Source organism: Thiorhodococcus minor, from assembly GCF_010820565.1.
GTDB lineage: Bacteria > Pseudomonadota > Gammaproteobacteria > Chromatiales > Chromatiaceae > Thiorhodococcus > Thiorhodococcus minor.
In genome coordinates this window covers 1-12390 of the sequence record NZ_JAAIJQ010000119.1, presented here as the reverse complement: position 1 = coordinate 12390, position 12390 = coordinate 1, and the positions used below count along the sequence as shown (strand labels likewise).

The 12390-nt window shown below is 65.0% G+C and carries 12 protein-coding genes and 1 pseudogene; 1 reads left to right on the top strand and 12 read right to left on the bottom strand.

What is annotated here, in order from left to right; translation table 11 throughout:
- Positions 1–222 precede the first annotated feature (222 nt).
- The 12 genes and pseudogenes from G3446_RS23950 to G3446_RS23895 all read right to left on the bottom strand — a co-directional run.
- Positions 223–426: a hypothetical protein gene (locus G3446_RS23950; protein ID WP_209262606.1), complete on the bottom strand. Its 204-nt coding sequence runs from the start codon at positions 424–426 to the stop codon at positions 223–225.
- A 54-nt stretch (positions 427–480) separates the two neighbouring features.
- Entirely contained in the window at positions 481–1581 is a 1101-nt protein-coding gene (locus tag G3446_RS23945) for a chemotaxis-specific protein-glutamate methyltransferase CheB (protein WP_164456061.1), read from the bottom strand.
- A gap of 254 nt (positions 1582–1835) precedes the next feature.
- Positions 1836–2432, bottom strand: a complete 597-nt coding sequence (locus G3446_RS23940) for a chemotaxis protein CheD (protein WP_245232727.1) — start codon at positions 2430–2432, stop codon at positions 1836–1838.
- Entirely contained in the window at positions 2429–3295 is an 867-nt protein-coding gene (locus G3446_RS23935) for a CheR family methyltransferase (protein ID WP_209262605.1), read from the bottom strand. Before G3446_RS23935 ends, G3446_RS23940 begins: the two co-directional genes overlap by 4 nt.
- Positions 3296–3544: 249 nt before the next feature.
- Entirely contained in the window at positions 3545–4105 is a 561-nt protein-coding gene (locus tag G3446_RS23930) for a chemotaxis protein CheW (RefSeq protein WP_164456058.1), read from the bottom strand.
- 11 nt (positions 4106–4116) lie between these two features.
- Positions 4117–6057, bottom strand: coding sequence for a methyl-accepting chemotaxis protein (locus tag G3446_RS23925; protein WP_164456055.1), 1941 nt, complete (start codon positions 6055–6057; stop codon positions 4117–4119).
- Positions 6058–6084: 27 nt separating this feature from the next.
- Positions 6085–8274 carry a chemotaxis protein CheA gene (locus G3446_RS23920; protein WP_164456053.1) on the bottom strand — a complete coding sequence of 730 codons (2190 nt, stop codon included), beginning with the start codon at positions 8272–8274 and terminating at the stop codon, positions 6085–6087.
- Entirely contained in the window at positions 8271–8600 is a 330-nt protein-coding gene (locus tag G3446_RS23915; protein WP_164456051.1) for an STAS domain-containing protein, read from the bottom strand. Before G3446_RS23915 ends, G3446_RS23920 begins: the two co-directional genes overlap by 4 nt.
- A 235-nt stretch (positions 8601–8835) precedes the next feature.
- Complete coding sequence (locus tag G3446_RS23910; protein ID WP_164456049.1) at positions 8836–9204, bottom strand: response regulator; 369 nt, start codon at positions 9202–9204, stop codon at positions 8836–8838.
- A 44-nt stretch (positions 9205–9248) separates the two neighbouring features.
- A complete protein-coding gene (locus tag G3446_RS23905; RefSeq protein ID WP_209262604.1) occupies positions 9249–10403 on the bottom strand; it encodes a methyl-accepting chemotaxis protein in 1155 nt (384 codons plus the stop codon).
- Between the two features lie 671 nt (positions 10404–11074).
- Positions 11075–11389, bottom strand: coding sequence for a GGDEF domain-containing protein (locus tag G3446_RS23900; protein ID WP_164456046.1), 315 nt, complete (start codon positions 11387–11389; stop codon positions 11075–11077).
- Between the two features lie 82 nt (positions 11390–11471).
- A pseudogene (locus tag G3446_RS23895) lies at positions 11472–11897 on the bottom strand (transposase); the annotation flags it as partial.
- Between the two features lie 17 nt (positions 11898–11914).
- Here G3446_RS23895 and G3446_RS29300 point away from each other — a divergent pair.
- Positions 11915–12109: a transposase gene (locus tag G3446_RS29300; RefSeq protein WP_164456065.1), complete on the top strand. Its 195-nt coding sequence runs from the start codon at positions 11915–11917 to the stop codon at positions 12107–12109.
- Positions 12110–12390: the final 281 nt, after the last annotated feature.

The window sequence follows — 12390 nt, the reverse complement described above, 5'->3', positions numbered from 1 at the left end:
CGCAGCTACATGTCTCATCAGCAGTTCACATGGCAGCCACCTCGCAGGCTGCTAGACTGGCCAGGTTTCTCCTGGCACACCAAAGGCGCGAAGGACACGAAGAAAAACAGAGGCTTGCATTGCCGCGTCGCTTCATCCTCTGGGTGAGCATGGCTTCGCAGACAAGGTATTGAAATCCTTTGCGCTCTTTGTGCCCTTTGCGGTTCAAGTGCTCTTTTTAGGTTAATCTGTCCGTCGCTCGGACTGGTCCATATCCCGCCCCTGCTCGCTCACCGCCGCCGAGCCGCAATCCGCACCGCCTTCCCCGTCTGGCCGACGCTCGGCTCGGGCGGCCTCGAAGCACTTGGGATCATCGATGCTGATGGCGATGTTCGACATGGCGCAGACCGGCGGGCCCAGCGTCGCCGTTGGTGGACCGCGTCGCACTTGTCCACTCTGGGCGCCCCCTGCCGTTGGCTCGCGGCAACCCGAACATCCAGCTCAAGTCGGCGCCCCGGTCGCGCGCCGTTTCAGGCCGCGGGCCTGACCGATGACCTCGGGTATGCGATGCAGCGGCAAGATGAGGTCCACGGCGCCCCGCTTGACCGCCTCCTTGGGCATGCCGTAGACGACCGAGGTGGCCTCGTCCTGGGCGACCGTGAAGGCGCCTGCCTCGTGCATCTCCTTGAGGCCCTGAGCGCCGTCGTCACCCATGCCGGTCATGATGATCCCCAGGGCATTGCGGCCGGCGCACTGGGCCGCGGAGCGGAAGAGTACATCCACGGACGGCCGATGGCGGCTCACCAGGGGGCCGTCCCTGATCTCGACCCGATAGTGGGCGCCGCTGCGGCGGACCAGCATGTGACGGCTGCCCGGTGCGATCAGCACCAGCCCATCCAGGACTCGATCATTGGGCTCGGCCTGCTTGACCTCCACCTCGCACAGACTGTCCAGCCGCCGCGCGAAGGCGGCGGTGAAGGCCCCGGGCATGTGCTGGACCACGGCGATCCCCGGGGAGATACGCGGCAGGCGGGTGAGCACCTGCTCCAGGGCCTGGGTGCCACCGGTGGAGGTACCGATCACGACCAGCCGGTCAGTGGTCTCGGACAGCGCCCGGCTGGGCGCCTCGGGGACCACCGCACCCGCGCCGAGCCTGGGCGTCGTTGGCGTGGACGGCGGCGGCGTGGCGAGGGTGGATAGCCGGGCCCGGGCGGCGGCCTTGACCGCGTCGCCCAGCTGCGTCCGGCTCTCCTCCAGAAAGCCCTTCAGGCCCGCCCTGGGCTTGGTGATGATCCCCACGGCCCCGGCGCTCAAGGCCTCCATGGTCACGTCCGCACCCTTGTCGGTGAGGGTCGAGCAGATCACGACCGGGATGGGGCTCTCCCGCATGATCTGCTTGAGAAAGGTGATGCCGTCCATGCGCGGCATCTCTATATCGAGGACGATGACATCCGGTCGCTGTCGTTCGAGGTAGCGCTTGGCGAACAGCGGGTCGGAGGCCGCGCCGAGGACCTCGATGCCGCTGATGGCCTTCAATTGCTGGGTCAGCACCTGCCGCACCACCGCCGAGTCGTCCACAATGAGCACTTTGATATCGGTCACCGGTCCTTCCTTCGCACGGGCTTCAGTCTGATGAAGAGCGGCCAGCTTCCAGCCATTGGCGAGGGCGCGTCAGGCACCGAGCGGTCCTGTCCCCAGCCAGCCGCTCACCCATCGACCGAAGGGCACACCAGTGTTGGAGCGCCGGATCGCGGCGAGGCGCCGCTCCCACGCATCAGGCGGTCGAATCCTGGTCGCCGTCTCAAGCGCAGGTAGCGCCAAGCTGTAAGCCGGCCGCTGGTGGCTGACACCGCTTCTCACCAGTAATCGGGCCGATTGACATCGCCGCCTTGCAGGTGGTCGCGCCAGTAGATCCGCTCCTCCTGGACCACTTCCCGCGCCTTCAATGGGCTGATCTTTCTCACGAGCACCGAATAGTCCAGGTTCGTGAAGGCAATCTGGCGTCCGAAGCTCCCGCCCAGATCGGCGGCGACCAAGGGGATGCCGTCCTTCTCGAGGAACTCCCGCACGAAACGGATGTTGGCGGTCCCCACGCACGGAAAGCCGCTCGGGTCGTCACAGGATGAGCCCAAGACGTTCCCCCCCCCGAAGGCCTTGGCCTTGAGGCTCCGCCGCTGCGCACCGAGCTTCAGCAAGGCGTTGATCAGCAGCTCCATGGCATGGATGCCGTAACGTCCGGCCTCGGAATCCAGCACCGGCTGCTGGAGCGCGTAGCGGCGATCGGTGAGCAGAAAGTGGTTCATGCCCGCGACGCCGCGGACCGGATCGTAGAGACAGACGGCGACGCAGGAGCCGAGAAGGGTCGTGAAGCTGACCGGCTGCGCGCTGACCTCATAGTCGCCGGGATGCAGGGTAATACGCGCCTCAGCGCCCCCTGGCGAGGGGGTCATCATGGGCTCCCCTGAAGTCTGCGAAACACCGACGGGCGCAGCATGCTCAGTGAGTCGGTCACCTTGTGCAGGGATTCGACGTGGCTGGTGATGAGATGGCCCCCTGGCTCCAGGGTCTCGGTCACTCGCTGCACCACCTCGCGCTTGGTGGGCAGATCGAAATAGATGAGCACGTTGCGCAAGAGCACGAGATCGAACTTGCCGAGCTGCGGCAGGGGGCGCTTCAGGTTGATCGCCTGGAAACGCACGCGCTGTCGCAGACGCGGGTCGATGAGCAGGGTGCCGGCCTGCGAGCGTACGCCCTTGAGGCAGTATTGGCGCAGCAGCTCGGGAGGTAGGCCGCGAGCGCGCTCCATCGGATAGTGCCCCGCCCGGGCCTTGGCGAGCACGGTCTCGCTGATGTCGGAGCCCAAGATCTCCCAATCGCCCATGCCCAGGACGTCGGCCAGCACCATGGCAAGGGTATAGACCTCCTCCCCAGTCGAGCAGGCCGCACTCCAGGCACGGAAGCGTCGACCGCGATAGCGCGGCAGCACCTCATCGCGCAAGAGCTGGAAATGCGCCGGCTCCCGGTAGAAATAGGTCTCGTTGGTGGTCAGGAGGTCGACGATGATCTGGCGCTCCTGCGCCTCGCTCGGGTGCTCGACCAGTCGTTGGTAGTCCCGATAGCTGCTGAGTCCGTGATGGAGCAGCCGCCGTTTCAGCCTGCCGGTCACCAGATGGCGCTTGTGCGGTGCCAGCGAGATCCCCGCGTGCTCGTAGATGAAGCGGCGGAACCAGTCCATCTCGGCGTCCGTCATGGCCGCCGGGTCATGCCGATAGGCCTCGGTGAAGGCTTGCGCGACCATGGTGGTCTCCGTGCTCATGGGTATGGGAGTCCGGTGTTGGTCATCGCATCGTCCGGCTCGGCGACTTGCGGAAGTGAACCGCGCATTGATCATGGTTTCGGCCGTTTGCCTCCTGTGGGTGGACAAGCGCAGCGCCGACCATCAACTGCGGCACGGAATTCGGTGGATGTCGCTCTCGCTCATCCACCTGGCTGGGGTGAGACGCAAGCTCTGACACCAGCCGCGAAGCGGCAGGGCTGGGAGCGGCCCGAGCACCTGGGCGCACATCTAGACCTCCGCCGGCCGCTCGGTGGCAGCGGCGGCCATCTCCCCCAGCCGCGCCAGCTCGTCGACCGACAGCACATGGTTGACGTCGAGCAGGATGATGAATCCCTCGTCGACCTCGCCCATGGCGTGGATGAAGTCCGTGCGGATCTCGGTACCGAAGTCGGGCGCGGGCTGCAGGTGGTCGGCAGCGATCTCCAGGATCTCGTTGACCTCGTCCACCAGCATGCCCAGCAACTGCTGCTCGCCGTTGGCTTCGACCTCGTTCGATGCGACCTCGACCAGCACGATGCTGCTGCGCTTGGTCAGGGTACTGACCCCCTTGCCCAGTCGGGCACCCAGGTCCACCACAGCGACCACGCGACCACGCAGATTGATGACCCCGCGGATATGATCCGGGGTCATGGGCACCCGTGTCAGCCGCCCGACCTCGATGATCTCCTTCACGTCCAGGATATCGATGGCATAGCGCTCGTCGGCCACCCGGAATGTAAGGTATTGGCTGGCCCCGTCATCACCGGAGGCCGGCTCGCCGCTGGCCAGCCGGGTCGTCAAGTCCTTCATGGCACCGCCCCTCAGAAACGCTCGAACTCGAGCTCGTTGACGACGGCCGCCGCGGGTCTCGAGCCCGCCGCTTCGGCTCCTTTGGCGCCCTTGGCCAGAGGTGCCGCGCTCGGCGGGGCGGCCGCGGCGCTGAGCTGGAAGAAGGCCACCGCCTGCTGCAGCTGCTCGGCCTGACCACTGAGCTCCTCGGCCGTGGCCGCCAGCTCCTCGGAGGCCGAGGCGTTCTGCTGCGTGGCCTTGTCGAGCTGGCCCATGGAGTCGTTGATCTGACCAATGCCTCCGGACTGCTCGCCCGAGGCGGCGGTGATCTCCTCCACCAGGTCGGCCGTCTTGCGGATGCTGGGCACCATCTGCTCGAGCAGCCGGCCCGCCTCCTCGGCCACCGATACCGAGCCCTTGGCCAGCTCGTTGATCTCCTGGGCGGTGGCGCGGCTGTTCTCGGCGAGCTTGCGCACCTCGGCAGCGACCACGGTGAAGCCCTTGCCGTGCTCGCCGGCGCGCGCCGCCTCGATGGCGGCGTTGAGCGAGAGCAGGTTGGTCTTGTAGGCGATGTCCTCGATCAGCCCGATCTTGTCGGCGATCTCCTTCATCGCCGCGAGCGTGCGCGCCACGGCCTCGCCACCCTTTCCGGCCTCCTCCGCGGCACTGGTGGCGATGCCGTTGGTGACCCGCGCGTTCTCGGCGTTCTGCTGCACCGAGGCGTTCATCTGCTCGACCGAGGCGCTGGTCTCCTCCACCCCGGCGGCCTGCTCGGTCGCGGACTGGCTGATCGACTGCGCCGTGGCCGAGACCTCGTTGGAGGCGCTGGCCAGGTTGTCGGCACCCGAGCGTACCTGGCCGATGATCTCGGTCAGGCGCTGAACCATCTGCTTCATGGCTGCGAGCAGCTGGCCGACCTCGTTCCTGCCGCGGTCCGGCACCTCCACCATGAGGTCACCTTCGGCGACCGCCTGCGCGACCCCCAGTGCCTCGCGCACCGGTCTCGTAATGACGCGTGTGACCACCCAGGCGAGCAACAGGCTGGCCAGGATGGCGCCGATCGACACCGCCACGACGATTGTCTGTGTCACCGCGTTCTGCTTCTCGACCCTCGGGCCGAGGACGTCCTGATCGGCCTGCAGCGAGAGCTTGACCTCCTCGGTCGCGTCGGCCACCACCGGGCCGATGCGGTCGAGCTGGCCCTCGATGACCGCGTTGCGCTCGGTGATGATACGATCGATCTCCGTCAGGGCGCCGGAATAGGCCTCCTTCGCCGCATAGAAGGTGGCGAGCAGGCGGCGCCGCTCCGGATTCTGCAGATTCGCGTCCAGCTCCCTGGCCCGCTCGGTCAGGTTCTCCTTCAGCTCCTTCTGCGCCCGCTCCTCGTCCTCGCGGAGGTTGGTGGTGAGGTACTTGGCCACATAGAGACGCGCCAGGAGCAGGGCCTCCTGGGTGCGTCCGGCAAGATAGGCCGCCTCCGCGTCCTGGTCGGCGTTTGCGGAGGTCATGATGCCCGTCATGGCCTCGCGCATCGCCAGGCCGTTGGGATCCAGACGTTGCTTGACCACTTGGTGGCGCTCTTGCACGAAGCCCACGACCTGGTCGAAGGCCTTGTCATAACCGCCGATCTCGCGGGCCACCAGGCCGATCCTCTCCGCCCGCGCCGGCTCCTGGATCTCCGTTTGCGCCTCGGCCACCAGCTCGCTCAGGGTGGCGTAACGCTCCTTGAAGGCTGCGACCGCCTCATCGCTATTTTTCAGGACATAGTCCTTGGCATAGAGGCGTACCAAGAGCATGTTGGCCTGCACCCGGCCGGCGAGGTTGGCGTGACGGGCCAGTTGGCGGTAATCCCCAAAGGAGTTGACCGCCTGACTCAGGCCGACGAAGGCGGCCAGCGACACCACCACCAAGAGCGCGGCCACCAGAGCATAGCCCAGGCCGATCTGAACGCCGATCTTCATATTCTTGAACACTAAATATCCCCCTTGATTTCGCTAAGCTCAGTGCCGGCCCGAGACCGCTTGTGGCTGTGGATGAGCCTGCAGCAGGGCCGTCAGCTGCTGCACGTCCAGGATCAGTGCGATGTCACCCGTTCCCAGGACGGTGGCCCCGGCGACGCCCTTGAGGTTCTCGAAGACCCGCCCGAGGGGCTTGATCACCGTCTGCAGCTCGCCGTGCAGCTCGTCCACGATGAGTCCAACCTTGGCGTGGCCGACGCGCACCACCACCAGGCTCTCGCGCAGCTTGCGCGCCGCCCCGGAGCGAATGCCGAAGAACTCCTTGAGACGCAGATAGGGCAGGACCTCACCGCGCAGGTTGACGTGATGGCGATCGCCGTGCGTGAGCGCCTGCTCGCGTCCGATCTCCACGCATTCGGCCACCTGGGCCAGCGGGATCACGTACTGCTCACCACCTGCTCCGACCAGGAAACCGTCGATGATGGCCAGGGTGAGGGGCAGGGAGATGCTGACCTTGGTGCCCTGCCCGGGCTGGCTATCGAGCTCGATGCTGCCGCGTAGCGCCTCGATATTGCGCCGCACCACGTCCATGCCGACGCCTCGTCCCGACAGACTGCTAGCCTCGTCCTTGGTCGAGAGGCCAGGCTCGAAGATGAGGCGGAAGGTCTCTTGTGGGGTCAGGTTGCGCTCGGGCTCGACCAGCCCCCTGGCCTCGGCCTTGGCGCGGATGCGCTGCGGGTCGAGGCCGGCGCCGTCGTCGCGGATCTCGACCAGGATGCGGCCGGAATCGTGGTAGGCATTGAGCTGCAGGGTGCCTTTGGCCGGCTTGCCGCAGGCGAGACGCTCCTGCGGTGTCTCGATCCCGTGATCCATGGCGTTGCGGACCAGATGGGTGAGCGGGTCGTTGAGCTTCTCGACCACGGTCTTGTCGAGCTCGGTCTCACCGCCCGTGACGACCAGGTCGATCTCCTTGCCCAGCTCCTTGCTGACATCGCGGACGACGCGGCGAAAACGTGAAAAGGTCTCCCCGATCTGCACCATGCGCAGCTGCAGGGCGTTGTCGCGGATGTCGCCCACCAGGGCTTCTACGCGCTCGACCACCTCCTGGAGGTCGTCGGTATCCCGACGCTGGACCGCGACCCGCATGGCCGCGGTGTTGATGACCAGCTCGCCCACCTGGGTGATCAGTTGACCGAGACGGAGCGCGTCGACGCGGATGTAGCGGCCCTCCTGGGCAACGCGGCTCTTGGACTTCTCCTGCTTGTCGAGGGCCTGCTCCACGATCGAGCGCTGAATATCGTGCCGCCCGACCAGGATCTCGCCGAGCGGCCTTGCGCTCGCCTGGTCCGCCGCCTGCGCGGCGAGGGCCTGCGCGACTTCCTTCTCGGTGAGTGCGCCGATCTTCACCAGGATCTCGCCGAGGCGCTGGACCTGGGCCTCGGGCAGATCGTCGAGCAGGGCCAGGTATTCCTCGATCTTCGAGCGTGGCGGGAGGATGTCGATCTCGCAATCGTCCTCGGCGAACTGGAACACCCCCTCGATGGTCGCCTTGTCGGCGTCGCTCTGAAAGCCGATTTGGAAGCTCAGGTAGCAGCTTTCCGGATCGAAGTCCGCGAGCGGGGGCAGGCGATCGGTGCGCGTCGCGATATCGACGATCTCCCCCAGCGAGCCCAGGTAGCGCAGGAATGACAAGGGATCCATGCCGTTGCGCAGGGCATCTGGGCCGAAGCCCAGCGAGATGATCCAGTAGTCGTCCGCCGCCTCGCGTCCGGCCAGCTTCTCCACCTTGGCGGCCCCGTATCCGTCGGGCGCGCTGGCCACAGGCGCCGTGAGATCGCCGACGGGCTCCGGGCACAGCCGATCGAGCAGCTGCTGACCTCGGCCGAGCAGGTCCGCAGACACCTGGGAGGGATCCTCGCCCTCGAGCACGGCCTGAACCAATGCCAAGGTGTGGTCGCGGCAGCTCAGTAGAATGGCGATCAAGGGCTCGTCGAGCGCTCGCTCACCGCTGCGCAGGCCGTCCACCACGCCCTCTACCCGATGGGTGAAGTCGACGATGGGGTCGAAGCCGAAGACACCGGCCGTCCCCTTGATGGTATGCATGGCCCGAAACAGGGTATGCAGCAGCTCGGGATCCTCTGGCGTCTCCTCCAGGGACAGAAGGGCCGACTCCATGGCCTCGAGCAGCTCGTCCACCTCTTGGACGAAGGCCTCCCTGGGGTCGTTGGTCATGGCGTCCTCCACTCGGCCGGAATCACCATGGGGTCGCCGAAGTGCTGCTCCATCTTGAGCAGCTCGAGCACGGCGTAGACCGCCTGGCTGTGATTGACGAGCTGCAGCCGCTTGCCCCCGGCCTCGGCCTCGCGCTTGAGCATCAGCAGGAGCTGCAGTCCGGCGCTGTCGAGCTCGCCGACGCCGGACAGGTCCAGCACCATCTCCCTGCAGCCCTCGAGCCGCTCGAAGAGGCCGTTCTTGTGATCGGCCGCCTCGTAGATGCTCATCTCGCCCTCGATGGCCAGACGACAGGTCTCCCCATCCTCTTCTAAATGGATCGTCATCCTCTCCCCTCGCGTCGCCCCCTCGGGAAGCACGGCTCGACCTTGATCATCACATCGCCCATGCGGCCGGACAGACACCAGACAGCGGGAGCGCCGCTGCCACCGCCACCAGTAGGCGGCCGGCCCGGTCACTGATCAAGGCCCAGGACTCTATTCACCAAGGACCGGATCGCGCATTCAAGATCAATGGGTTCTCGACGCCCAGATGACGGGCATCGGATGAGGCCAGTGCCCGCTAGGGCAGGACCAGCTTGGAGACGGCGTCGAGCAGAGTCGGCGGCTGGAAGGGCTTGACCAGCCAGGCCTTGGCTCCCGCCGCCTTGCCTTGGGCCTTCTTATCGGACTCCGTCTCGGTGGTCAGCATCATGATCGGGGTGAACCTGTACTGCGGGAGCTTCTTCACCTCCTGTACCAGGGTGATGCCGTCCATGTTCGGCATATTGACGTCGCTGACGATCAAATGGATCTTCTGGCCCGTCAGCTTCGCGAGCGCATCCTTGCCGTCGGACGCCTCGATGACATCGTAGCCGGCACCTTTCAAGGCAATGCCGACCACCTGACGCAGGGACGCCGAGTCGTCCACGATCATAATAGTCTTACCCATCTTGTATCCCCTAGGCTGATTGAATTGGCCGCGAGCCGAGGCCGTCAGAAGAAGGTGATCTCCGCGGCCGCCTCGTCCCGGACATTGGCGCTGTCGCGCACACCCTTGTGCAACTGCACCTCTTCGTGGGTGCTGTACTCGCTTAGCATCTGCTCCAGCAGCTCATCGACCCGGATGCCGTCGCGGTCCCGATCGCCGGCTTCAGCAGATCCGGCATCCTTCAGCCTGTGCTCGACGCGCTTCAGGCTGTCGCACACATGACCGAGGATCTGACTGGTACGATCCTGGAACTGCAGATCGACCAGGACGGAGCCGATCTCGTCGCTGATGGCGCTGCTGCTCTCGCGCAGCGTCTCCGCGTCGGCGTTTACCTCGGTGACGGTCGCCTGCAGGCGGGACATCACCCGCTGGATGGTATCTTCGGTGGTCTCCACGAGCTGGGCGTCGGACACCGCGGAGCGCTGCACCAGGTCCAAGGTCTTCGTCATGGCGGTCTTGACCATCCCGACCTTCTCGCTGATCCGCTCCCCGGTCTGCGACGACGACCCAGCCAGCTTGCGGACCTCGTCGGCCACCACCCCGAAACCGCGCCCATGCTCGCCCGCCCGCGCCGCCTCGATAGCGGCGTTGAGTGCCAGCAAATTGATCTGCGCGGCTACCTTGCGTACTTCACCCGCCATGGCGTCGAGATCGCCGGCATAAGCGGAGAACTCTTGAACCTGCTCGAGCAGACCGCGCTGGCGCGCGAGCAGCGCCATCAAGGACTCCACCACGGTGTGCAGCTCTGACTGGCTGGTGGTGAAGAGGGCGGCGATCCCGCCATCAGCCATGTCCTTGCCATGCGTGGTCTGAATGACGTCCTGGAGCTGATTCACCAGCCGCGAAAACTGGCCGGACAACCCGGTGATACTCCGCTCCGTCAGGCTGCGCGATGCCTCGATCTGGCTTGCGAGAATGGGGAAGAGCTCGAGACCCAGGCGCTCGAGCTCCGCGACCTGGGACTCCAGCTGTGCCCGCTGCGCGGCCAGACGCTCTTGACATCGCTCTTCGAGAAGTGAAATCGCTCGATCTCTACGTCCGGACTGCCACCAGGAAAGTACCCCCCCGACGGCCGCGAGCAGGCACGCGATGGCGAGGCTGAGCGGTGAGAGACCCGCGCTGACCATGACGCCGCCAGCACCTAGGAAGCCCACCCCCATTGGACCGAGGTCCGACCCTCGGGGCAGATCACGGAGGAAGGATCGCAGCGCTTGATTCACCATTGGGCTCGCCTTGAGTTTGCTTGCCAGGGCGGGGCCGGTAAGCACATTGCCAACCGATCGCCACCGTATTGGCGGACTTGAGGCCTGGATCTCGGAGCAGCCTTGCGCCGGGGAGCACGGATGGATGTACCGCGAGCCTAAGCACCCGCTATCCAATCCGCGAGTCCGAGGGCTATCCCTCTTGGCGTCCCGGGAATCTGTCCGACCTACGCGATCTCGGGCTAGAGAGAACGCGAAACCCATCACCAGAGAGTCAGGAGTCAGGAGTCAGGAGTCAGGAGTCAGGAGACAGCCGTCCTGCCGTCCCGGACCCTCTTGTCCCTTACCGAACGTTCAAGAAGCCGTCCTGGCGACTGCGCACCGGAATCGAGACGTTAGACGCCGAGCCCACTCGCAAGAGTCGATTCTTGTGCATATAAGCGATCGCTAACGCGTTCATGTCTCTAGATTTGACAGGATGTTGCGATCATTATAATTCGCTTATATGGCCGGGCCGATCTTGGGCCTTCGGAGGAGACTCAACGCTCAGATCTGGCTGGACGAGAGTTTGCCGGAAGGGAGCTTTCGCCAACTGTGATGGGACACACACTACCGCATCGACGCCCCATTTAACTGGTGGCGGCACATGCAGAGAAATCCTCACATCGCAGGACGATACGGTTACGGCCTTCGCCCTTGGCGTGATAGAGCATGTCGTCCGCTAACTTGAGTAGGTGATCCAGTGACGACGATTCGCGATCGTGACCCACGCCGATACTAAGGGTGCAGCTGAGGCGGATGTCGCCCTCAATCGCGACGACCGTCGCCGCGACGCGCTCACGAATCAGTTCCGCTTGGTGGATCGCCCCTTCGCCCCCCGTAAACGGAAGCAGCACGGCGAATTCTTCTCCTCCAAGCCGGCCGAGCAGCGAACCTTCCGCCAAGACGCATTGTAACTATTCAGGGCCTCTTGTCACACCCCGTGGCCAGGCTGTACGTTCGGTTCAGAGCCTGTCTGGAAAAAGCTCAGACACAATTTGCAAGCGTTTTCTTCAGCATCGCGATGCGAATCATGTTCTCGGCCGTGGCGGTAAGAATCTCGACATCCTTGCTCAAGCGTCGAAACGGACCGAGCCAGGCGAAGGTGCGCTCAACCACCCAGCGCTTGGGCAGCACGGCCCATTGGTCTTGGATTTTCTGCGAAATGTGCAGCTCAAGCCCAAGGACTTCATCGACACACTTCACCGCCGTGCCACGGTAGCCTGCGTCGCCGGAGAAAGCGCGTATCGTGGGGTGTTTCTCCGCTGCGCGTTCGAGCACAGGACACGCCGCGACGGTATCGCTGTGGTTGGCCGCATGCACCGAGACGTGTAGGAGATAGCCGAGAATATCGACCACGATGTGGCGCTTGCGCCCTTTGACCTTTTTGCCACCATCAATGCCACGAGTGCCGACGGCGCACCGAGACGCTGCCGCGTGAGCTGTTCAACCGCCGCTGCAATGTCGAGGCGAGCGTCTTTCAGCTCGTCTACCACACCCGCAACAAGAAGTTGAAGTACCGAGGCAAGGTGCGCGTGCAGCTATGGGCATTCTGCAGGGCCGCCTGGATCAATGTCCGGCGTATCACCCTCCATCAAGCGAAACTCGCCGAAATGGCCGCCTGAGAAGGCAGGCAAGCCCTCTAAAACCGCCTTTTGCCCCGCAAGCGCTTAATCGCGCCCCAATGATTCGCTGAAACCGACGATCGCCTCCTCTGGATTCCGAAATCATCCCGGCTACTCGCGCGATGCCTCGCATGCCCCCGCCCCCCGGCACTAGTTGGGTGCGATTGCGGGAAAGGGGGTTCCTGATTAGCAAGATTCCTCAGCTTGACGGAGCCAGCGCTCGGGACGTGGTCCGATGGCGACTGCGGCGACAAGCAAGCGATTGTGAATCCTGTCGAGGT

Coding starts and splice junctions, on each gene's coding strand:
- G3446_RS23940 (WP_245232727.1), bottom strand. CDS start 2,432: ATGATGACCCCCTCGCCAGGGGGCGCTGAGGCGCGTATTACCCTGCAT.
- G3446_RS23935 (WP_209262605.1), bottom strand. CDS start 3,295: ATGAGCACGGAGACCACCATGGTCGCGCAAGCCTTCACCGAGGCCTAT.
- G3446_RS23930 (WP_164456058.1), bottom strand. CDS start 4,105: ATGAAGGACTTGACGACCCGGCTGGCCAGCGGCGAGCCGGCCTCCGGT.
- G3446_RS23920 (WP_164456053.1), bottom strand. CDS start 8,274: ATGACCAACGACCCCAGGGAGGCCTTCGTCCAAGAGGTGGACGAGCTG.
- G3446_RS23915 (WP_164456051.1), bottom strand. CDS start 8,600: ATGACGATCCATTTAGAAGAGGATGGGGAGACCTGTCGTCTGGCCATC.
- G3446_RS23910 (WP_164456049.1), bottom strand. CDS start 9,204: ATGGGTAAGACTATTATGATCGTGGACGACTCGGCGTCCCTGCGTCAG.
- G3446_RS23905 (WP_209262604.1), bottom strand. CDS start 10,403: ATGGGGGTGGGCTTCCTAGGTGCTGGCGGCGTCATGGTCAGCGCGGGT.